This is a genomic window from Streptomyces olivochromogenes, from assembly GCF_021538895.1.
GTDB lineage: Bacteria > Actinomycetota > Actinomycetes > Streptomycetales > Streptomycetaceae > Streptomyces > Streptomyces olivochromogenes_A.
Genome location: NZ_JADDRL010000065.1, coordinates 16475 through 37609, shown reverse-complemented (window position 1 = coordinate 37609; position 21135 = coordinate 16475). Strand labels below are relative to the sequence as shown.

General features: G+C 72.2%; 20 protein-coding genes and 1 pseudogene. 11 read left to right on the top strand and 10 right to left on the bottom strand.

Going from position 1 to position 21135, the window contains the following annotated elements; genetic code table 11:
- Positions 1–3 precede the first annotated feature (3 nt).
- Positions 4–861: a type I methionyl aminopeptidase gene (map, locus tag IPZ69_RS28865; RefSeq protein ID WP_235457523.1), complete on the top strand. Its 858-nt coding sequence runs from the start codon at positions 4–6 to the stop codon at positions 859–861.
- Between the two features lie 157 nt (positions 862–1018).
- Positions 1019–1666 (top strand): biliverdin-producing heme oxygenase, encoded by a 648-nt coding sequence (locus tag IPZ69_RS28860; protein WP_235457521.1) that lies wholly within the window; start codon positions 1019–1021, stop codon positions 1664–1666.
- A 15-nt stretch (positions 1667–1681) separates the two neighbouring features.
- Here IPZ69_RS28860 and IPZ69_RS28855 read toward each other — a convergent pair whose 3' ends face one another.
- Both IPZ69_RS28855 and IPZ69_RS28850 read right to left on the bottom strand, forming a co-directional pair.
- Positions 1682–2326: a PhzF family phenazine biosynthesis protein gene (locus IPZ69_RS28855; RefSeq protein ID WP_235457520.1), complete on the bottom strand. Its 645-nt coding sequence runs from the start codon at positions 2324–2326 to the stop codon at positions 1682–1684.
- Positions 2319–3206 (bottom strand): hypothetical protein, encoded by an 888-nt coding sequence (locus IPZ69_RS28850; protein ID WP_235457519.1) that lies wholly within the window; start codon positions 3204–3206, stop codon positions 2319–2321. Before IPZ69_RS28850 ends, IPZ69_RS28855 begins: the two co-directional genes overlap by 8 nt.
- Positions 3207–3555: 349 nt before the next feature.
- Between IPZ69_RS28850 and efeO the strand changes: the two genes are divergently transcribed.
- Genes efeO through IPZ69_RS28830 form a run of 4 tightly spaced genes read left to right on the top strand, consistent with a single transcriptional unit; the run spans position 3556 to position 7809 of the window.
- Positions 3556–4692, top strand: coding sequence for an iron uptake system protein EfeO (efeO, locus tag IPZ69_RS28845; RefSeq protein WP_235457518.1), 1137 nt, complete (start codon positions 3556–3558; stop codon positions 4690–4692).
- A 14-nt stretch (positions 4693–4706) separates the two neighbouring features.
- The gene (gene efeB, locus IPZ69_RS28840; RefSeq protein ID WP_235457517.1) at positions 4707–5972 is read left to right on the top strand and encodes an iron uptake transporter deferrochelatase/peroxidase subunit; all 1266 of its coding nucleotides are present in this window, start codon (positions 4707–4709) and stop codon (positions 5970–5972) included.
- A gap of 3 nt (positions 5973–5975) precedes the next feature.
- Positions 5976–6848, top strand: coding sequence for an iron uptake transporter permease EfeU (efeU, locus tag IPZ69_RS28835; protein ID WP_235457516.1), 873 nt, complete (start codon positions 5976–5978; stop codon positions 6846–6848).
- Positions 6808–7809 carry a hypothetical protein gene (locus tag IPZ69_RS28830; protein ID WP_235457515.1) on the top strand — a complete coding sequence of 334 codons (1002 nt, stop codon included), beginning with the start codon at positions 6808–6810 and terminating at the stop codon, positions 7807–7809. The genes efeU and IPZ69_RS28830 overlap by 41 nt, the downstream gene beginning before the upstream one ends.
- Before the next feature lie 54 nt (positions 7810–7863).
- On the opposite strand, the gene IPZ69_RS28825 is transcribed toward IPZ69_RS28830, so the two are convergent.
- The 5 genes from IPZ69_RS28825 to IPZ69_RS28805 form a co-directional block, all read right to left on the bottom strand.
- Entirely contained in the window at positions 7864–8598 is a 735-nt protein-coding gene (locus IPZ69_RS28825; protein WP_235457514.1) for a bifunctional DNA primase/polymerase, read from the bottom strand.
- Between the two features lie 121 nt (positions 8599–8719).
- A complete protein-coding gene (locus IPZ69_RS28820) occupies positions 8720–9334 on the bottom strand; it encodes a TetR/AcrR family transcriptional regulator (protein ID WP_235457513.1) in 615 nt (204 codons plus the stop codon).
- Positions 9335–9414: 80 nt separating this feature from the next.
- Positions 9415–10410 (bottom strand): small ribosomal subunit Rsm22 family protein, encoded by a 996-nt coding sequence (locus IPZ69_RS28815; RefSeq protein ID WP_235457512.1) that lies wholly within the window; start codon positions 10408–10410, stop codon positions 9415–9417.
- Positions 10411–10422: 12 nt separating this feature from the next.
- Positions 10423–11598 (bottom strand): serine hydrolase domain-containing protein, encoded by a 1176-nt coding sequence (locus IPZ69_RS28810; protein WP_235457511.1) that lies wholly within the window; start codon positions 11596–11598, stop codon positions 10423–10425.
- Complete coding sequence (locus IPZ69_RS28805; RefSeq protein ID WP_235457510.1) at positions 11550–12845, bottom strand: multidrug effflux MFS transporter; 1296 nt, start codon at positions 12843–12845, stop codon at positions 11550–11552. Before IPZ69_RS28805 ends, IPZ69_RS28810 begins: the two co-directional genes overlap by 49 nt.
- Before the next feature lie 87 nt (positions 12846–12932).
- Here IPZ69_RS28805 and IPZ69_RS28800 point away from each other — a divergent pair, with 87 nt between their 5' ends.
- Together IPZ69_RS28800 and IPZ69_RS28795 are read left to right on the top strand one after the other, a co-directional pair.
- Entirely contained in the window at positions 12933–13940 is a 1008-nt protein-coding gene (locus tag IPZ69_RS28800) for a Gfo/Idh/MocA family protein (RefSeq protein ID WP_235457509.1), read from the top strand.
- A 100-nt stretch (positions 13941–14040) separates the two neighbouring features.
- Positions 14041–14799 carry an SDR family oxidoreductase gene (locus IPZ69_RS28795; RefSeq protein WP_235457508.1) on the top strand — a complete coding sequence of 253 codons (759 nt, stop codon included), beginning with the start codon at positions 14041–14043 and terminating at the stop codon, positions 14797–14799.
- 495 nt (positions 14800–15294) lie between these two features.
- Here the strand turns inward: IPZ69_RS28795 and IPZ69_RS28790 are convergent.
- A pseudogene (locus IPZ69_RS28790) lies at positions 15295–16482 on the bottom strand (D-alanyl-D-alanine carboxypeptidase family protein); the annotation flags it as partial.
- 200 nt (positions 16483–16682) lie between these two features.
- Between IPZ69_RS28790 and IPZ69_RS28785 the strand changes: the two are divergent.
- Together IPZ69_RS28785 and IPZ69_RS28780 are read left to right on the top strand one after the other, a co-directional pair.
- A complete protein-coding gene (locus tag IPZ69_RS28785) occupies positions 16683–18137 on the top strand; it encodes an ABC transporter permease (RefSeq protein ID WP_235457506.1) in 1455 nt (484 codons plus the stop codon).
- 94 nt (positions 18138–18231) lie between these two features.
- Positions 18232–18981 (top strand): ABC transporter ATP-binding protein, encoded by a 750-nt coding sequence (locus tag IPZ69_RS28780; protein ID WP_235457505.1) that lies wholly within the window; start codon positions 18232–18234, stop codon positions 18979–18981.
- Between the two features lie 24 nt (positions 18982–19005).
- On the opposite strand, the gene IPZ69_RS28775 is transcribed toward IPZ69_RS28780, so the two are convergent.
- Together IPZ69_RS28775 and IPZ69_RS28770 are read right to left on the bottom strand one after the other, a co-directional pair.
- Positions 19006–20007, bottom strand: a complete 1002-nt coding sequence (locus tag IPZ69_RS28775) for an aldo/keto reductase (RefSeq protein ID WP_235457504.1) — start codon at positions 20005–20007, stop codon at positions 19006–19008.
- Between the two features lie 62 nt (positions 20008–20069).
- Positions 20070–20396: a nuclear transport factor 2 family protein gene (locus IPZ69_RS28770; RefSeq protein WP_235457503.1), complete on the bottom strand. Its 327-nt coding sequence runs from the start codon at positions 20394–20396 to the stop codon at positions 20070–20072.
- 141 nt (positions 20397–20537) lie between these two features.
- Between IPZ69_RS28770 and IPZ69_RS28765 the strand changes: the two genes are divergently transcribed.
- Positions 20538–21089, top strand: coding sequence for a DoxX family membrane protein (locus IPZ69_RS28765; protein WP_235457502.1), 552 nt, complete (start codon positions 20538–20540; stop codon positions 21087–21089).
- Positions 21090–21135 lie beyond the last annotated feature (46 nt).

Here is a 21135-nt window from a genome sequence, read left to right as displayed (position 1 = left end):
GACATGTCTGGCCAGTCGCTGCTCGTACCAGGGGAGCTCTCTCCCACTCGTTCGGTACCCGGAAACATCCGCCGCCCCGAGTACGTCGGCAAGCCCGCGCCGACGCCGTACACCGGACCGGAGGTGCAGACCCCCGAGACCGTCGAGGCGATGCGCGTCGCCGGGCGTATCGCCGCGCGGGCGATGGCGGAGGCCGCGAAGCTCATCGCGCCGGGTGTGACCACGGACGAGCTGGACAAGGTCGCCCACGCGTACATGTGCGATCACGGCGCCTACCCGTCCACGCTCGGCTACCGCGGCTTCCCCAAGTCCCTGTGCACCAGCGTCAACGAGGTCATCTGCCACGGCATTCCGGACTCGACGGTGCTGCGGGACGGCGACGTCGTCAACCTGGACGTGACGGCGTACATCGGCGGGGTACACGGCGACAACAACGCGACCTACCTCGTGGGTGACGTGGACGAGGAGTCGCGGCTGCTGGTGGAGCGGACCCGGGAGTCGCTCGACCGGGCGATCAAGGCGGTCAAGCCGGGCCGGCAGATCAACATCATCGGCCGGGTCATCGAGTCGTACGCCAAGCGCTTCGGGTACGGCGTCGTCCGGGACTTCACCGGTCATGGCATCAACTCGTCCTTCCACTCCGGGCTGATCATCCCGCACTACGACAGCCCGCACGCGACGACGGTCATGCAGCCCGGGATGACGTTCACGATCGAGCCGATGCTGACGCTGGGGACGCACGAGTACGACATGTGGGACGACGGGTGGACCGTCGTGACCAAGGACCGCAGGCGGACGGCGCAGTTCGAGCACACGCTGGTGGTGACGGACACGGGGGCGGAGATCCTGACCCTGCCCTGACCCTCCCCCGGCCCTCGCCCGCCCCTTCTTCGACCGTCGGTCGCCGAGCCCGCCCTCCGGATCATCCGGAGGGCGGGCTCTTTCTTGTAGACTTTTACCGACAGGGTGTCGGTAAATCCATTGACTTAGGTAAGCCTTACCTTAGAGGATGTGCCCCATGGACTCCTTCTCGACACTGATCCGTACGGCGTCCCATGAACAGCACGTGGCCGCCGAGACCTCGACGTTCATGAGTGACCTGCTCGGCGGCAGGCTCGGCGTGGAGGCGTACGCGCGCTACACCGAGCAGCTGTGGTTCGTGTACGAGGCGCTGGAGGCCGGGGCCGGGCGGCTGGCGTCGGATCCGGTGGCGGGGCCCTTCATCCGGCCGGAGCTGTTCCGGCTGGCCGCGCTGGAGCGGGACCTGGCGCATCTGCGGGGACCAAACTGGCGGTCGACCCTCGGCGCGCTGCCGGCCACCCGGGCGTACGCGGAGCGGGCGCGGGAGTGCGCCGAGCGGTGGCCGGCCGGGTACGTCGCCCATCACTACACGCGCTATCTGGGCGACCTGTCCGGCGGCCAGATCATCCGCGACCGGGCGGAGCGGACCTGGGGCTTCGCGAAGAAGGGCGACGGGGTCCGGTTCTATGTGTTCGAGGAGATCCCCAACCCGGCCGCGTTCAAGCGCGGTTACCGCGCACTGCTGGACGCGGTCGGCGCCGACGACCTGGACAAGCAGCGGATGGTGGCCGAGTGCAAGCGGGCCTTCGCGCTGAACACCGAGGTGTTCCGGGCGCTGGGCGAGGAGTTCCCGCTCTCGGCGTGAGAACCGCCGGACGCGTCAGCGCTCCAGGTAGACCCGTCCCCCGATCTCGACCCAGCCGTGCGGCTGCGGCGCCGTGAGGATCTGGGAACCGGCGCCCTGCGTGATGTTGAGCGCGCGGCCCAGCCGCGCGGTGAGCAACAGCGCCGCCGCGCCCGTGGCCTCGTCCTCCTCGATGCCGTCGCCGCGGCCGGGGAAGGCCCGGGCCCGGACGCGGCCCCCGGCCTCGTCCTCCCAGGCCCAGGCGTAGATCCACTCGCCGGGCGGCGGGACGGGCAGGGCGTCGACCTCGGCGGCGCTCGGGTACTGGCGCAGGGTGCGCGGCGGGGCCCACTCCGGGAGCGCCTCGATCCAGCTGAACTCGCCGTCCAGCCGGGCACCGACGACTCCCGCGGGGGTGACCAGCTCGGGCACGTCCAGCAGCCAGGCCGTGCCCACGCAGGGGTGCCCGGCGAAGGGCAGGCGCAGGGTGGGGGTGTAGATGTCGACGACCCCGCGCTCGGGGTCGTCCACGAACACGGTCTCGCTGAAGCCGAGCTTGGCCGCGAACGCCTGCCGGTCGCCCTGTTCGGGCAGCACGGAGCCGTCGCGGACGACGCCGAGTTCGTTGCCGTAGCCGCCATTGGCCGCGCAGAAGACGCGCAGCACGTCGTAGTCAGTCACTTGGGAATTGAAACACCGCGGCGGCGGCGAGGTGGTCCCAGTCCGCACGGCCGCCGGGCAGCGGCCAGGAAGGGGTCGAGCTCGCCTCGTACGGGAGTTCGGCGAGGGTGTGGGCGAAGCCCTCCTCCATCAGGGCACGGTGGCGTGCGGCGCCGGGGTGGGGGCGGGCGTCCAGTGGGGCCGTGCGGGATTCGCACTCCTCGGTCAGCTCCGCGGCCTGCCGGCGCCAGGTGTCCTCGTCGACCACCCGGGTCAGCACCACGCACTCGGGGGTGCGGCCCTCCGTGAGCGCGGCCACCGCCCGGTCGTGCCCGTCGAGGATCGCCCAGCCGTCCAGGAAGGACACCCACCACAGGAGCACGGGCGCGAGCGTGCCCTCGCGGGCGTGCTTGCGGTAGGCCTTCACGCGCGGGGCGTCGGGCGTCGAGAGCTCCCGCAGCGGCAGGACGCCGTGCCAGCCGCCTCCGCACCACAGCTCAAGGCATCCGCCGGGCCAGTCGCGCACGAGGTCGACGTCCCAGACGCCCGGCGCGAAGACGGTGCGCCGGGACAGCTCCCAGCGTCCGTCGCACAGCGGGCCCTGCGGGGCGTCCTCCAGCCAACGCGCGTACTGGTGGACCTGGTTGACGCCCGACCGCATCGCCGCGGAGCGCAGGGGCGGCAGCGGTGACCGGTAGCCGGCCAGGCGGTGCAGATGGAGGTCCCGGCAGCAGCCGTCGCCGGTCGCCGCGCCCAGCAGCAGGGGGCGCTCCCCCTGACGCAGCAGCCGGCGCCGCGCGTCGTCCGTGGCCTCGAACCGCAGCGGGGGCGGGCCGGGACGGTCCCGGACGTCGAGAACCAGTCGATCCCGGCCGAGCAACTCCCGGTGTCCCCTGTCCATGCGGGCCATTCTCGGGGGCGCACGCCCCGGGCGGGCCAACGGATTTCGTCCGGGCGAACGCGTTTCGTCCGGACCAACGCGCTTTGTCCGGGAGCCCGTTCGTGCGCCGGGTAACGATTCGGTGCGCCGGTCGTGCCGCGAGCGCCGCGCACAGGTGGCTCCGGTGACCCTGTACAGCACCTCTTTGCCTTCCCTTGACCATTGCTTGGGGTCGATTTTGAGCCGTCGAGATCAAGCCGTGTCTGTGATCTTTCCGTCCGCACTGAATCCCCGATGGGGTGGGTATTGGTGAGGTTAGCCTCAGGTAAGTTAGGCCAGCCTCACCACACCGTCCCCGCTTGGAGCCTGCATGCGAGCCGCCCGACTCACCGTCACCGCCGCCGTCGCCACGGCGGCCTTGACCGCCCTCACGGCCTGCACGGCGAAGAGCGACGCCAAGGGGGGCGACCGCGCCATCGACGTGACCGCCACCGACAGCAAGTGCGAGATCTCCAAGAAGGAGATCTCCGCCGGGCACGTCGAGCTCGCCATCGACAACAAGGGCTCCAAGGTCACCGAGGTCTACCTCCTCTTCCCGGACGACCGGATCGTCAGCGAGCGCGAGAACATCGGCCCCGGCACCAAGCAGCGACTCACCGCCGAGGTGAAGGCGGGCTCGTACCGGATCGCCTGCAAGCCCGGCATGAAGGGCACCGGCATCCGCCAGGACCTCAAGGTCACCGGCGGCTCGGCCGCCAAGCGGGACCCGCGGCTCGACCAGGCGGTCGCCGACTACCGCGCGTACGCCCAGCAGCAGTCCGACGCCACGCTGCCCCTCGTCGAGACCTTCGTGAAGGCCATCAAGGCCGGCGACCTGGAGGCCGCCCAGAAGGCGTACGCGCCCTCGCGCCTCGGCTGGGAGCGCACCGAGCCGGTCGCCGAGTCCTTCGGTGACATCGACCCCAAGGTCGACGTCCGCGAGGACGGCCTGGAGGACGGCCAGAAGTGGACCGGCTGGCACCGTCTGGAGAAGGCCCTGTGGGCGGACAAGAAGATCGGTGACGAGGAGAAGACCCTCGCCGACCAGCTGGTGACCGACCTGAAGGACTGGCAGGAGCGGGTCGGCAAGGCCGAGATCACCCCGACCTCCATGGCCAACGGCGCCAAGGAGCTGCTCGACGAGGTCGCCACCGGCAAGGTCACCGGCGAGGAGGACCGCTACTCGCACAGCGACCTGGTCGACTTCAAGGGCAACGTCGAGGGCGCCCAGAAGGCGTACGAGCTGCTCAAGCCGGTCGCGTCGAAGAACGACCCGGCGCTGACCAAGGAGCTCGACAAGCAGTTCGGCGCGCTGGACACGCTGCTCGACAAGTACCGCTCGGACAAGAACTCGTACGACTTCATCTCGTACGACAAGGTCACCAAGGACCAGCGCAAGGAGCTGTCGGACGCGGTGAACGCCCTCGCCGAGCCGCTGTCCAAGCTCGCCGCGAGCGTTGTGAAGTAGGGAGGCGACGAATCATGAGCGAAACCCAGGGCAACAGCACCTCTCCCACCCGCCGCTCGCTGATCGGCTGGGGCGGCGCCGGGCTCGCGCTCGGTGCCGCCGCGGCCGGCGGTGCCGTGGCCATGGCGAAGACCGGCAACGACGTCGCCCCCGCGGCGGCCGAGGCGGGCGCCGCGGTGGACTTCCACGGCGCGCACCAGGCGGGCATCGCCACGCCGGTCCAGGACCGGCTGCACTTCGCCGCGTTCGACGTGGAGACGGAAGACCGCGCCGAGTTCGTGCGGATGCTGAAGGACTGGACGGCGGCCGCGCGCCGGATGACCGCCGGGCAGGCGGTCGGCGAGGGCGCGTACGGCGGTCTCGCCGAGGCTCCGCCGGACGACACCGGTGAGGCGCTGGGCCTCAAGCCCTCGCGGCTGACGCTCACGATCGGCTTCGGTCCGTCGCTGTTCGAGAAGTTCGACCTGGCCGACCGGCGTCCCGCGGCGCTGGTGGACCTGCCCAAGTTCCCCGGCGACAACCTCGACCGCGTCCGCACCGGCGGCGACCTGTGCATCCAGGCCTGCGCCGACGACCCGCAGGTCGCCGTGCACGCGATCCGCAACCTGGCCCGCATCGGCTTCGGCAAGGTCGTCATCCGCTGGTCGCAGCTCGGCTTCGGCAAGACCTCCTCGACCACCCCGGACGCGCAGACCCCGCGCAACCTGATGGGCTTCAAGGACGGCACCCGCAACATCGCGGGCACCGAGACCGACCGGCTCAAGAACTTCGTCTGGGTCGGCGACGGCGACGTCGACAAGAACTCGGCCTGGATGACCGGCGGTTCGTACCTGGTCGCCCGGCGCATCCGGATGCACATCGAGACCTGGGACCGCACCTCCCTGCAGGAGCAGGAGGACATCTTCGGCCGGGACAAGGGCGAGGGCGCGCCGGTCGGCAAGGCCAAGGAGCACGACAAGCCGTTCCTGAAGGCGATGAAGCCGGACGCGCACGTGCGGCTCGCGCACCCCGACTCCAACAACGGGATCACGATCCTGCGCCGGGGCTACTCCTTCACCGACGGCACGGACGGCCTCGGCCGCCTCGACGCGGGCCTGTTCTTCCTGGCCTACCAGCGCGACGTACGCAAGGGGTTCATCCCGCTGCAGCGGCAGCTGTCGGCGAAGGACGCGCTCAACGAGTACATCCAGCACGTGGGTTCGGCGGTCTTCGCGGTTCCGCCCGGCGTCCGGGACAAGGGCGACTGGTGGGGCCGGACGCTGTTCTCCGAGGAGGCGTAGCCCGTGTTCTCCAACTATCTGATCGGCCTGCGCGAGGGCCTGGAAGCCAGCCTCGTCGTCTGCATCCTGATCGCCTACCTGGTCAAGACGGGCCGCAAGGACGCCCTGAAGCCCATCTGGGCCGGCATCGGGGTCGCGGTCGCCATCGCCATGGGCTTCGGCTGCGCGCTCGAATTCGGCTCCCAGGAGCTGACGTTCGAGGCGCAGGAGGCCCTCGGCGGATCCCTGTCCATCGTCGCCGTGGGCCTGGTGACGTGGATGGTGTTCTGGATGCGGCGCACCGCCCGACACCTGAAGTCGGAGCTGCACGGAAGGCTGGACGCGGCCCTGGCGATGGGCACCGGCGCGCTGGTCGCCACCGCCTTCCTGGCGGTCGGCCGGGAGGGCCTGGAGACCGCCCTGTTCGTGTGGGCCTCGGTCCACGCGGCCAGCGACGGCACCCCGCGCCCGCTGATCGGCGTGGCACTCGGCCTGGCCACGGCCGTATTCCTCGGCTGGCTGTTCTACCGGGGCGCCCTGCGGATCAACCTCGCCAAGTTCTTCACCTGGACCGGCGGCATGCTGGTCGTCGTGGCGGCGGGCGTACTGGCGTACGGCGTCCATGACTTGCAGGAGGCCGACTGGATCCCGGGTCTGCGCGACCTGGCCTTCGACATCAGCGACACGATTCCGCCGGACAGTTGGTACGGGACGCTGCTGAAGGGCGTGTTCAACTTCCAGCCCGACCCGACCGTCCTGCAGATCACGGTGTGGCTGCTGTACCTGGTCCCGACGCTCGCGCTGTTCCTCGCCCCGGTAGGGTTCGCCTCCGGGAAGGGGAAGGTGAAGGCACGTGATGACCAGGGATCGCAGCCCTCGAAGGCATCGCAGGCGTGACCGGAACGCACTGATAGCGGCCTCGTTGACCGCTCTGTCGCTGACGGCGAGCGGATGCGTGGTGGTGCACGGGGAGCGCGCGGTGCTCCCCGCCTCCACCCGCGCCGAGGCCGCGAAGGCGCTGGAACGGTTCACGGACGCCTACAACAAGGCGGACCAGGCGTTCGACAGTTCCCTGGACGCGGACTACGTCACCGGTGCCCTCGGCGACATCGACCGGGCCCGGCTGCGTGCCGGGCACGCGAACAACCCCGGCGGCAACAGCGGGTACGTGCCGCTGAAGCTGTCGGACACCAAGTTCACGATCCCCAAGAAGGCCGGCTGGCCGCGCTGGTTCCTCGCCGACACGGCCGCCAACAAGGGCGGCAGCGCGCGCTGGCTGTTCGTCTTCACCCGCGGCAGCCTGTCCGAGCCGTTCCAGGTGGCGTATCTGACGCTCGTACGGCCGGACGGCGTGCCGGAGTTCAAGAAGGACAAGGACGGCTGGGCCGAGGCCGTACCCGCCACCACGGCGGAACTCGCCGTGCCCCCACAGGACTTGAGCCGGACGTACGCGACGTATCTGAAGAGCGGCGGGAGCGGCTTCGCGGACGGCGAGCACACCAGCGGCTGGCGGCAGACGCGCGCGAAGGAGGCCCGCAAGCCGGGTCTGGTCACGCAGTACATCGACGAGGCGCGCACGGACGGCGACTACGCGCCGCTGGCGCTGCGCACGGCGGACGGCGGGGCGCTGGTGTTCTTCACCACGCACCACTTCGAGAAGGAGACCGCCTACGCCGGCACCGACGTCCCGGCCCCGAACGACGACGTGCGGGCCCTGACGAAGGGCGAGGTCAAGCAGTCGCTGACGCTGGAGTTCGTGTCCAACGAGGTCGCTCTCGACCCGCGGAAGGGCGCGGCCGGCGACAAGGTGTCGATGCTGGGCCGCATCCAGGGGCTGACGGCGGCGCAGGGCGAGTAGCCGGGACCGCCCCGGTCGCGCGGGCCGGGTGGGCCGGATGGTCGGCGAACGCTCTCAGTGGCGCGGCGGCCAGGCCGAGTCGGCGTGGTCCCCTCGCTCGCCCGCGTGCCGGGCGCAGGCGTCCGTGAGGATCTCCAGCAGGCTCAGCGGATCGGGCAGCTGGTGCTCCGGGCCGCGCACCCAGCGCACCCGCTGGTCGTCGCCGGGCAGCCGGGCCGGCGGTACGAGGACGTAGGAGCCGCGGCAGTGCCAGCGCAGGCCGGGGTGTTCGTCCATGGTCTCGGGGCGGCAGTCCAGCTCGCAGGGCCACCACTCGTCCTCGTCCTCGGGCGTGCCGCGGGTGAGGGTGAAGAACAGCATGCGGCCGTCGTCGCTCTCGGCGACCGGGCCGACCTCGACGCCGGAGCCGAGCAGCCGGTCCAGCGCCTCCCGGCCGGCCTCCAGGGGCACGTCGAGGACGTCGTGCAGCATGCCGGTCGCGGTGATGAAGTTGGCCTGCGGCTGGTGCCGGGCCCAGCGCTCGATCTGACCGCGGTCGGTGGTGGACTGCGTCTGCCAGGCGAAGGACACCGGGTGCCGGGCCGGGGTGGGGCAGCCGACGCGGTCGCAGGAGCAGCGGTAGCCGGGGGCCGGGTGCGCGGCGGGCGCGAGGGGCAGTCCCGCTCCGGCGGCGGCGAGCAGCAGGGCCTCACGACCGCCGTCGTCACCGGCTTCCGGCCGGCGGCGTCCGCGCAGCCACTGGGAGAGTTTGCCCTGCCGGCCGGTCCGGCCACCGAACGTCGCGCTCATCTCACCCCTGGTTTTGGTGGTCGCCTCGCTGTTGTGCGGACAGCATGCCTCATGGTCCCACCTTCGTGTACTCCGGGGGGCCTTGTCGGGACATGCCGGGCTTCCGGCCCGCCGCGAGGGGTCAGCGCGGGGCCAGACCGCCCAGCGCGTAGTCGACGAGGGTGTCCGTGTACGCGTACGAGATCGGGCCGGTGCGCTGCAGCCAGCGCTGGGCCAGGGGCGAGACGAACAGTTCCAGGGCGATGTGCGGGTCGATGTCGGGCCGTACGTGACCCTTGTCCTGGGCGGAGCGCAGCCGGTCGACGTACAGCTGGAGCTGGGGTTCGAGGAGCTTGCCGACGAACTCGCGGCCGAGCTGCTCGTTGACCACGCCCTCGGCGGCCAGGGCGCGGGAGGGTGCCTCGAAGCGGGGGTCGAGCAGCTCGTCGACGGTGGCCCGCAGGACCGCCTTGAGGTCGGCGGCGAGGTCACCGGTGTCCGGGAACTCGTACGGCTCCTGCCCGGCGGCCCGCGCCGCCTGCTCGCCCAGGTCGAGGAAGGCCTCCAGCAGGACGTCCGCCTTGGCCGACCACCAGCGGTAGATGGTCTGCTTGCCGACGCCGGCCCGGGCGGCGATCCCCTCGACGGTGGTCTTCGGGTACCCGACCTCCGCGACCAGGGCGAGGGCGGCGTCGTAGATGGCGCGGCGGGACTTCTCGCTGCGGCGGGTGGCGTCCGGGACGGGCTTCTTGACCATGGGGCGAAGCTACCAGGGGGGTGAGACGGCGCGTCTCGTGAGCGCGGCTGGGGCTGACGTCACCGGCCCGCGCGCCGGGCCTACTCGTCCTCGGCGGGCGGCGGCCAGGAGTCGCCCCAGTCCGCGTCCCGGGCCGCCTTGTACAGGTCGCCGTGGCGTTTGGTGACCGTCGTGCGGCGGATCCGCTCCTCGGCCTCGCACAGGTCGAGGAGCACCTGCCCCTTGCGGATCTGGGGGCGCCTGACCACGCGGGCGGCGGCGGGCTCGGCCGGGAAGCGGACGGCGGCGACGTAGCTGAACTTCTCGTCCTCGTAGGGCAGCGAGCCGCCCTTGACCTGGCGGTGCAGGGAGGAGCGGCTGACCCGGGCCGAGAAGTGGCACCAGTCCTCGCCCGGGACGATGGGGCAGGCGGCGCTGTGCGGGCAGGGGGCGGCGACCTGGAAGCCGGCGGCGATCAGCCGGTGGCGGGCCTCGATGACGCGGGCGTAGCCGGCGGGGGTGCCGGCCTCGACGATCACGACGGCCCGCGCGGCTCCGGCGGCGGCGTCGACGAGGGCGGCGCGGTCGGCCTCGGAGAGTTCGTTGAGGACGTAGGAAACGGTGACGAGATCGGTGCTCTCGATGGTGAGCGCCGCTCCGATCCGAGAGCGCTGCCAGGTGGCGTCCCGCAGCGCCGGGTTGGCGGCGGCGAGCTCCCGGCCGAGGGCCAGCGCGGGCTCGGCCCAGTCCAGCACGGTCACCGGCCGGACCCCGTCCCAGGTCGCGCTGACGGCCCAGGTCGCCGCGCCGGTCCCGCCCCCGACGTCCACATGACTGCCGGGCGCCCAGCCGGGCACGGCATCCGCGAACGCCTCCAGCGCCGCCCGCACCGCCTCGAAGGTCGCGGGCATCCGGTACGCGGCGTACGCGGCGACGTCGGCGCGGTCCCGCAGGATCGGCGCGTCGGTCGGGGTGTCCCCGCGGTAGTTGGCGATCAGCCGCTCCACGGCCGCGGCGGCCTGCTTGGGCGGCAGTCCGTCGAGCAGTCCGGCGAGTGAGCCGCGGAGCGTGTCGGCTGGGGAGACGGGGACGGTCACCCGCCGATTCTCTCAGGTCCCCCGCACCGCCCGGACCAGCCGTGTGGCCGCGGCCGCCCGGGGCCGGCTGTCCGGCGGCCGCCGGCACGGATGCACCCGGTTGGCCAGCAGCACCAGGAACGTGTCCGTCGCCGGGTCCAGGACCAGGGAGGTGCCCGTGAAGCCCGTGTGGCCCGCCGCTCCCTTGCCCGACAGCTCCCCCATGAACCACGGCCGGTCGACCGCGAACCCGAGGCCCGGCGGGGCCAGCAGCAGGTCGACGAAGTCGGGGCCGAGGATACGGGCCGGGCCGTACGCGCCGCCCGACAGCAGCGCCCGGCACAGCACGGCGAGGTCGCGCCCCGTCGAGAAGAGGCCGGCGTGGCCGGCGACGCCGCCCAGCGCCCACGCGTTCTCGTCGTGGACGACGCCCCGCAGCATGCCCCGGTCGGCCTTGGCCCACGGCCGCCGCTGGTCCTCCGTGGCGGCGGCCCCGGGGCACGGCCCGAAGTCGGTCGCGCTCATGCCGAGCGGCCGGGTGATCCCCTCGTGCACGAGGACGTCGAGGGTGCGGCCGGTGACGCGCTCCAGGACGTACTGGAGCAGGAGCATGTTCAGGTCGGAGTAGAGGTACGTCCCCGGTGTGCTCGACGGGGCCTCCGCCCGCAGCAGCTCCAGCCGTTCCGCGTCGGTCGCGCAGTCGTACAGCGGGAGTTCGGGGCGCAGCCCGGTGGTGTGGGTGAGCAGCTGCCGCACGGTGATGCCGTGCCGGGCGGCCGCGTGGAACTCCGGCAGGTAGGCGCCGACCCGCGCGTCTATGCCGAGGGTGCCCCGCTCGATCTGCTGCACGGCGGCGACGGCGGTGCACAGCTTGGTGAGGGAGGCGACGTCGAAGGGGGTGCCGACGGTCATCGGGACCCGGGACCGGCGCGGCAGCTCGACGCCGCGGTCGGTCTCGGGGTCGTACGCGGCGTACCGGACCGCCCAGCCGGCCGCCTCCTGCACGGCGATCACCGGGCCGCGCCCGGCGACCACGACCACGCCCGCCGCCCAGGGGTCCTCCCCGGCGGTGAGGTCGTGGACCTCGCGGACGAGGTGGCCCAGTTCTGCGGGGTCGAGTCCGGCCCGTTCCGGCGTGTCGACGCGCAGTCTCGGTGCGCTCAGCTCCCCGCTCCTTCCGCCCCTGCGTGTGTGGTCCAGGGACGGCACATTCCCACGAAGCAGGCCAGCGCCACCAGTGCCGCCCCCAGCTGGACGACCGCCATCGGCACCGCGGTGTGCTCCCCGGCGACGCCGACGAGGGGGGAGGCGACCGCGCCGACGAGGAAGGTGGAGGTGCCGAGGAGCGCGGAGGCGGAGCCGGCCGCGTGCCGGGTGCGCATCAGGGCGAGGGACGTGGTGTTGGGGAGCGTGAAGCCCATCGCGGACATGAGCACGAACAGCGCGGCGGCGACGGGGGCCAGGCCCACGTGCCCGAGGACGCCGGTGGACATCAGCAGCAGGGCGGTGGCGGCCAGGACGATCACCGACAGGCCGGTGGCGAGCACCTTGTCCAGGCGCACCCGGCCGACCAGCACCTTGCCGTTGATCTGCCCCGCGGTGACCAGGCCGACCGAGTTGAGGCCGAAGAGCAGGCTGAAGGTCTGCGGGGAGGCGCCGTAGATCTCCTGGATCACGAACGGGGACGCCGAGATGTAGGCGAACAGCGCGGCGCTGGAGAAGCCGCCCGCGAGCATGCAGCCGGTGAAGGGCAGGTCGGCGAGCAGTCCGCGCATGGCGCGCAGCGCCTCGGCGACGCCGCCCTTGTGGCGTTCCGCGGGCGGGAGGGTCTCGGGGAGCCGGAGCCAGACGAGCGCGGCCAGCGCGGCCCCGATCAGCGTCAGGACGACGAAGACGCCCCGCCAGTCCGTCACCCGCAGGATCTGCCCGCCGATCAGCGGGGCCACGATCGGGGCGGCGCCGGATATCAGCATCAGGGTGGAGAAGAAGCGGGCCATGGCCACGCCGTCGTAGAGGTCGCGGACGACGGCGCGGGCGATGACGATCCCGGCCGCGCCGGACAGACCCTGCGCCAGCCGGAGGGCGATCAGGGTCTCGACGGTGGGCGCGAGCGCGCACAGGGCGGTGGCGACGAGGTAGACGGCGAGGCCGGCCAGCAGCGGGCGGCGGCGGCCCCAGCGGTCGCTCATCGGGCCGACGACCAGCTGCCCGAGCGCCATTCCGGCCAGGCAGGCGGTGAGGCTGAGCTGGACGGTCGCGGCGGATGCGTGCAGGGAGCGGGTGACCTCCGGCAGGGAGGGGAGGTACATGTCCATCGCCAGCGGGGGCGTGGCGGTGAGGCCGCCGAGGACGAGGGTGACGAGGAGGCCGGTGCGGCGGTCGGCGCGGGTGCCGGGCGGCCGGGCGGCCGGCCGGCGCCGGGTCCGCGGTGTCGGCGCCGCCGCGTGCTCGGCCATGTGCCCCTCCCTCTGCCGGTGAACCGCCACCTATGCTCTCAGCTCGTACACAGTGCCGAGGTTCACTTGAGCGAGGGCGGGGCCGGGATGGCGGAGCAGGGCGTGCGGTGGGGGATCCTGGCGACGGGCGGGATCGCGGCCGCGTTCACCGCGGACCTGGTGGATCTGCCGGACGCTGAGCTCGTGGCGGTGGCCTCGCGCAGCCAGGAATCCGCGGAGGCCTTCGCGGAGCGGTTCGGGATCCCGCGGGCGTACGGCGACTGGGACGCGCTCGCCCGGGACGAGGACATCGATGTCGTGTACGTCGCCACCCCGCACGCGGCCCACCGGGTGGCGGCCGGGCTGTGCCTGGAGGCGGGGCGGAACGTGCTGTGCGAGAAGGCGTTCACGCTCAACGCGCGCGAGGCCGAGGAACTGGTCGCGCTGGCGCGGGAGCGCGGCAGCTTCCTGATGGAAGCGATGTGGATGTACTGCAACCCGCTGGTACGGCGGCTGAAGGCGCTGGTCGACGACGGGGCGATCGGCGAGGTGCGCACCGTGCAGGCGGACTTCGGGCTGGCCGGGCCGTTCCCGCCGGCGCACCGGCTGCGGGACCCGGCGCTGGGCGGCGGGGCGCTGCTGGACCTCGGCGTGTATCCGGTGTCGTTCGCGCAGCTGCTGCTGGGTGAACCGGCGGAGGTGATGGCGAGAGCGGTGCTCTCCGACGAGGGCATCGATCTCCAGACGGGTGCACTGCTCTCCTGGGAGAGCGGCGCTCTCGCATCGGTGCACTGCTCCATCGTCGGCGGTACGGCGACCACCGCCTCGGTCACCGGATCGCGCGGCCGCATCGACATCCCGAACGGCTTCTTCCACCCCGACCGCTTCGTCCTGCACCGCGACGGCCGTGACCCGGAGGAGTTCGCCCTCGACCCGGCGGACGGGCCGCGCCACAGCCTGAGGCACGAGGCGAAGGAGGTCATGCGCGCGCTGCGGGCGGGCGAGACCGAGTCCCCGCTGGTCCCGCTGGACGGCACCCTCGCGGTGATGCGGACGCTGGACGCGATACGGGAGCGGACCGGGGTGCGGTACCCGGGTGAGGTCGTGCCCGTCTGAGGCGACCGGGTTCCGGGGCGACCGGATCCGGGGCGATCGGGCAACCGTATGGCGGACAGTGGATTCCGCATGACGGACTCGGGGCCTACGCTGCGGAGGCATGACTGACAGGGAATCGAAGATCGCGGTGGTGACCGGCGCCGGCTCCGGGATCGGGCGCGCGGTCGCCGTGGAACTGCTGCGGGCGGGCTGGTCGGTGACGCTGACCGGACGCCGCGCCCAGCGACTGGACGACACGGCGGCACTGGCGCCCGAGGGGGACTTCCTCGCCGTGCGCACCGACGTGGCCCAGCCGGAGCAGGTCGCCGCGCTGTTCGCGGCGACCGTGGACCGCTTCGGGCGGGTCGACCTGCTCTTCAACAACGCGGGGACGTTCGGGCCCGGCGGGGTGGCGGTGGAGGACCTGCCCTACGAGGCGTGGCGGCACGTGGTGGACACCAACCTCAACGGGGCGTTCCTGTGCGCGCAGGCGGCGTACCGGCAGATGAAGGAGCAGGACCCGCAGGGCGGCCGGATCATCAACAACGGCTCCATCGCGGCGCACACGCCCCGACCGCATTCGGCCCCCTACACCGCCACCAAGCACGCGCTGACCGGCCTCACCAAGTCGCTGTCGCTGGACGGGCGGCCGTACAACATCGCGGTCGGGCAGATCGACATCGGCAACGCGGCCACCGACATGACCGCCCGGATGCAGGCCGGAGCGCTGCAGGCCAACGGGGAGGTCGCCCCCGAGCCCGTGATGGACGTGGCCGACGTGGCACGCACCGTGCGGCACATGGCGGAGCTGCCACTGGAGGCGAACGTGCAGTTCGCGACGGTGCTGGCGACGGCGATGCCGTACGTCGGGCGGGGCTGAGCGATCCCACACGTCGTCAACTCCTCAACCTGCACAAGCGGAATTTGAACATCCGCGGTATTGCGGCCGGTCGCGGGCTTATGCTCAACTTCCTCCACAAGAACTTCACACTTGGAGCACTCAGGTTCCGCCGACCACACCGAGGGGGGAGGCGGCAGCCGTTCCATCGCACCGGGTTGGGGTGGGACCTCGCGTGGGACCGCGGGGTACGCACCGGTGGGTGGAACGGCTGCCGCGCAGATCGACGACTCGGCATCCGTCATCGGCGGCTCAGGATCCTTCGCCACTCCCTCGGCGGGCCCCGCCGGCCCTCCGGCGCCCCTTGCCTGCCGCTCGACGCCTTCTGCCGCCGGTCCGCCGGCCTTCGTCGGCCGCTTGCCGGCCCTCGTCAGCCGCTCGCTGACCGTCTTCGCCCGCCCGCCAGCCCTCGTCGCCCGCTCGCTGTCCGCCGTCGCCCGCCCGCCGGTCTTCATCGGCCGCGCGGCGACCGTCGACGCCTGTGCTGCGACCCTCGACGCCCGTGGCCGTGGCGGCCTTCCAGCGGCGTCGCAGCGTCCACGCCCCGGCCCCCAACAACGCGACCGTGCCCGCCGCCCCTTCCAGCAGGCGCCAGGTCGAGGGGGCGGCCGGTGAGCCGGGGGCGCCGGCGGCGGCGCGGACCGGCTTTCCGGCCGCCGTCGGGTTCGCGCCCGCCTTCGCACCGCCCTCACTGAGCGGATCGACGAGCAGACCCACCGCCTGCGCCGAACTCCCCTCGCCGAAGCCCCAGTCGAGCAGCGCGGCGGTCTCCTCGTAGACGGCGTTGCTGCCGGTGGAGGGGTGCATCACAGTGACCAGCAGGGTGCGGCCGCCGCGGGTGGCGGCGCCGGTGAAGGTGTTGCCGGCGTGGCTGGTGTAGCCGTTCTTCACGCCGATCAGGCCCTGGTACGTGCCGAGGCCCCACGCCCCGGTCAGCAGGCGGTCGGTGTTCTGGATCTGGAAGGTCTTCTTGCCGCCCGCCGGGAAGTCGGCGGTCCGGGTGCCGCAGTAGCCGCGGAAGTCGTCGTCCTTGAGCCCGTGCCGGGCGAAGAGGGTCAGGTCGTACGCGGAGGACAGCTGCCCCTCGTGGTCGAAGCCGTCCGGGCTGACCACGTGCGTGTCCAGGGCCTGGAGGTCCGCCGCCTTGGCCTGCATCTCGGCGACCGTCCTCGGGACACCGCCGTTCATGTGCGCGAGGACGTGCACGGCGTCGTTGCCGGAGCGCAGGAACACGCCCTGCCAGAGCTGATCGACGGTGTAGGTGATGCCGGGCCTGATGCCGACCAGGCTGGAGCCGGCCGGGATGTCCGCCAGGTCGGCGGCGGTGACCTTGTGCCGCGCGGCCCGCTCGAACTTCCCCAGCACCGTGTCCGCGAACAGCATCTTCAGCGTGGACGCGGGCGGCAGCCGCCGGTGCGCGTCGTACGCGGCGAGCACCTCCCCGCTCTCGCCGTCGGCGAGGACCCAGGCGCGGGCCGTGAGCTTCTTGGGCAGTCCGGAGGCGCCCTTCACCTGGATCCCGTGGCGGATGAGCCGCTCGCCGCCGATGGCGGCCGCGGCCGAGGCGGGGGCGGCGGTGGACAGCGAAGCCGCGGCGGACAGGGGAAGGGCGGCGGCCGTGAGACCGAGAGCGGCACGCCGCGTGAGCCGAGAGGAGTCGCGCATTCCGGGACCGTACACCGCACCCAACAGGGGTTTCCTAAGAGCAGACCCTCTCCGGGCTAGGAATTTGCTGTCTTATGAAAATCCTTCTTCTTACCCCGTTTTCTCAGCTCTGACACACGTTTTCCTCAGTGCGCCACAAAGGTTCCTCCCTAGCTTGTGGCCGCGCCCACAGCGGGCGCCAAGAACCTTCGAGGAACGGGATGTTTGGCATCTATCTCAAGCGCGAGCTGGGCCGCCGCAAGAAGGCGGCCCTGGTCGTCGCACTGGGTCTGGCGCTCGGTATCGCGCTGGTCATCACCGTCAGTTCGGTGTCGGCCGGTATGACGCAGGCGCAGGACAAGGTCCTGAAATCGCTCTACGGCCTCGGTACCGACATGACGGTCACCAAGGCACAAACCGCACCCAAGGCCGGCAGCGCGCAGGGCCCGAACTTCAAGTTCGACGCCAAGTCGAGCGGCAAGACCTCGCAGAGTTCCGACCGGGTGATGACGCAGGGCGGTCAGGCCCTGAAGTCCGCGCTGGTCGAGAAGGTCGCCGCGCAAAAGGGCGTGGCGAGCGCGGTCGGCGCCCTCTCCCTGAACGTCACCAAGGTCGACGGCTCCTTCACCCGGGGCAAGGCGCAGAGCTCCGGCAGCAGTGGCACCAGCGGCCAGGGCGGTCCGGGCGGCGGCACCGGCCAGCCGCAGGTGCAGGGCGGCGGAGCCGACTTCAACGTCAACAGCTACTCGGTGGCCGGCGTCGACGTCACCGACCAGGAGCTCGGCCCGCTGGCCACGATGAAGATCACCTCGGGCAGGACGTTCACGGCGACGCAGACGGACGCCAAGGTCGCGGTGATCAGCAAGTCGTACGCCAAGTCGAAGAAGTACAAGGTCGGTTCGGCCTTCAAGATCTCCGGCACCAAGTACACGGTGATCGGTGTCGCGACGCCCGACAGCGGCGAGTCCACCACCGACGTCTACCTGCCGCTGAAGCAGGCCCAGACGCTGGCCGACTCGAAGAACAAGGTCACCACGATCTACGTCAAGGCGACGGACTCGAAGCGGATCGCCGCCGTGAAGAAGGAGATCCAGGCCAACATCTCCGGTACGACGGTCACCACCTCCTCCGACCTCGCCTCCACCGTCTCCGGCTCGCTGTCCACCGCCTCCAGCCTCGCCGCCGGCGTCGGCAAGTGGCTGTCCGTCGCGGTGCTGGCCGCGGCCTTCCTGGTGGCCGCGCTGCTCACCTCCTCGGCCGTGTCCCGGCGGGTACGCGAGTTCGGCACCCTGAAGGCGCTCGGCTGGCCCTCGCGCAACGTGACCCGTCAGGTCGTCGGCGAGTCCATGGTCAACGGTCTGATCGGCGGCGGCCTCGGCATCGCCCTGGGCCTCGCGGCCGCCTACACGGTCACCGCGATCAGCCCGAAGCTCACCGCGCAGCTCGGCAGCGGCGGCGGTGGCATGGGCGGCGGCATGGGCGGTCCTGGCGGCGGCGGTCCCGGTCAGCAGTCCGCCGCGAACAAGCTGGAGATCGCCCTGACCGCGCCGGTCTCGCTGACGACCATCGCGCTCGCGGTGGGCCTGGCGGTCACCGGCGGTCTGATCGCCGGCGCCATGGGCGGCTGGCGCGCCTCCCGGATGCGCCCCGCGGACGCCCTGCGCAGCGTCGCGTAACACCCCCGAGCCGGGGCGCCGCCTCCACTCCCCCCGGGACGCGGCGCCCCGCCCCCTCTTCCTCACCCACGCCTTCACTACTCACGGAGAACCCATGTACAGACTCACCGGCGTCACCAAGCGCTACACGCGCGGCAAGGAGACGGTGGAGGCGCTGCGCGGCATCGACCTCACCATCGAGGACGGCGACCAGCTCGTCATCCAGGGCCCCACCGGCGGCGGCAAGTCCACCCTCCTGCAGATGATCGGCGGCCTGGACCGCCCCTCGGCCGGCCACGTCGAGCTGGACGGCGTCGACCTCGCCACCATCGGCGAGGCCAAGCTGACCCGGCTGCGCGCCGAGAAGATCGGCATCATCTTCCAGGCGTTCAACCTCATCCCGACGCTGACCGCGCAGGAGAACGTCGAGACGGCCCTGGTCCCGCTCGGCGTCAAGCCCGCCGAGCGCCGCGAGCGGGCGGCCGAGGCCCTGCGCTCGGTCGGCCTCGGCGAGCGCCTCGGCCATGTCCCCACCGAGCTGTCCGGCGGCCAGCAGCAGCGCGTCGCCATCGCCCGCGCGCTGGTCAAGAAGCCGAAGGTGCTGCTCGCCGACGAGCCCACCGGCAACCTCGACGAGGGCACCCGCGACGACATCATGGCCCTGCTGGAGGGCCTGTGGCGGGAGCACGGCCTGACCTTCGTCATGGTCACCCACGACTCGTCCATCGCCCGCCGCGCCCCGCGCGTGGCCACCATCGAGGCCGGGCGGATCACCCTGACCGAGCAGGGCGGCGGACCGTACGCGCGGCAGGCGCACGGCACCCGGGAGCAGCCCTACGTCCAGTACGGGGGCCGGGCCCGCTGAGCCGCGGGCTCCCGTCGGGGCCGCTCAGCGCCCGAGTATCCGGTCGATCTCGGCCAGTTGCCCGGCGTCGAGCGGCCCCTTGGCGATGGCGCCCGCGTTCTGCTCCGCCTGGGCGACGGAACGGAAACCCGGGATCGGCACGGTGCGCGGGCTGCGCGCCCACAGCCAGCCGAGGGCGCCCTGGGCGGGCGTACGGCCGTCGCTGGTCAGGACCTCGCGCAGCGCGTCGACCCGGGCGAGCCACCGCGGATCGACGCCGGAGCCGTCACCGAATCCCTGGAGCCAGGCCGGGGGCCTGCTGCGGATGTCACCGGCTTCGAGCGCCGTGCGCCGCTTGCCGGAGAGCAGTCCCATGGCGAGCGGGCTGCGGTTGATGCTGGCGAGCTCCAGCTCCTCGCAGAGCGCGAGGAGTTGTGGCGCGTCCTGCAGGACGTTGAGCGTGTGCTGGACGGCCGTGCAGTGCTCGCCCCGTGCGAAGACGGCGGCGCGGGCCGGGTCGTCGGTGCTCCAGGCGTAGGCGCGGATGACCCCCTCCTGCACGAACTCCTCGCACAAGTCGCGGAGTTCGGCGGCCCTGACGGGATCCGCGTCGGAGATGTGCAGCTGATACAGGTCGATGTGATCGGTGCCCAGGCGGCGCAGGGAGGCTTCCAGGGCGCGGCGGGCGTGGGCCGGGGAGTCGTCGGCGCCGACGAGGGTGCGGGTGTCCTCGTCGAAGGCGTTGCCCCACTTGGTGGCCACGACGACGTCGTCACGCCGCTTGCCGAGGGCCCGGCCGAGCACGCGCTCGCTGTGCCCGAGGCCGTAGACATCTGCCGTGTCGAAGAAAGTGACGCCGAGGTCGAGGGCCCGGTGGATCGCCCGTACGGACTCCTCGTCGTCGACCTTGCCCCAGCCGAGCGGTTGCCCGTCGGCGTCCGCCCACTCCCCGCCGATCGCCCAGCAGCCGAAGCCGAGGGCGCTCACCTCGATCCTGCTGCGCCCCAGGGTCCTGGTGCCGGTCACGCCGGTGGTGTTGGTGTCCATGGCCCGGGACGGTAGGAGCTGAAGTGCACACGAGGGCAAGGCCTTTCGCGTGCGGGTGTCGTTCAGGCCTGCCCGGTCTCGAAGCGGGAGATCCGGCCGTCGTCCTCGATGGTGAAGTCCCACTTGGTGCGCATCTCGCCCCAGGTGTCGTTGCGGTAGCGGGCGACGAGGGAGCGGCCGTCGCGGGCCTCCCGGTCGACCTCCATGTGGCCGTGGGAGGTGAAGATCTCCCGGTCGATCCAGTCGGCGAGGTCGCGGTCGGAACCGTCGTCCGCCATGGTCGCGCCCGGGGCGAGGAGCTGCATGAAGGCCTCGCGGTCATGGGCGTTGACGGCGGTGACGAAGGCCCGGACGGCCGGATCGCTGAGTTTGGCAGTCTGAATCGTCATGTCAGTCAGATTCACATCGCTCCCCCGGCCCCGCCACCCGAACGGCGCCCCGGGCGGGCCGGTCGGGTGTGTCCGATGCGACGGTGGATACGCGGAGGGGGACTTGTTCCTGCTGTCTGCCTGTCCTGATGGGGAGTCACCGTGACGTGTTACGACCGACGTGATCTGGGCCTGCTCCTGCTCCGACTGGGCATTGGCGGGGTGCTCGCCGCGCACGGTTCGCAGAAGCTGTTCGGCTGGTTCGGCGGGGGTGGTGTCGAGGGGACCGGCCAGTTCATGGAGTCCGTCGGCTACACACCCGGCAAGGCGTGCGCGATGGCTTCGGGGCTCGCGGAGGCGGGCGGCGGGACGCTGCTGGCGCTGGGGCTCGCCACGCCCGCCGCCGGCGCCGCGGCGGCCGGCGGGATGACGGGCGCGTCCGCCGTCCACGCCCCCAACGGCTTCTTCGCCCAGGAGGGTGGCTTCGAGTACCCGGCGACCCTCGGCCTGGCCGCCGCAGGCCTCGCCGTCGCGGGCCCCGGCCGCCTCTCCCTCGACCACGCCCTCGGCCACGTCTTCGACCGCGGCTGGATGGTCCCGGCGGCCCTCGGGGTGACGGCGGCGGTCACGGCGGTGGTGGTGGGCGCGCGGAACCAGCGGGTGCGCAGGCAGGCGGAGGGCGAGGGGGAACAGGAGGCGTTGTTCGAGGAGTAGGCGGCGCGCTTCCGACCGGCGCGTGGGTGTGTGTGCCGCGGGCTGG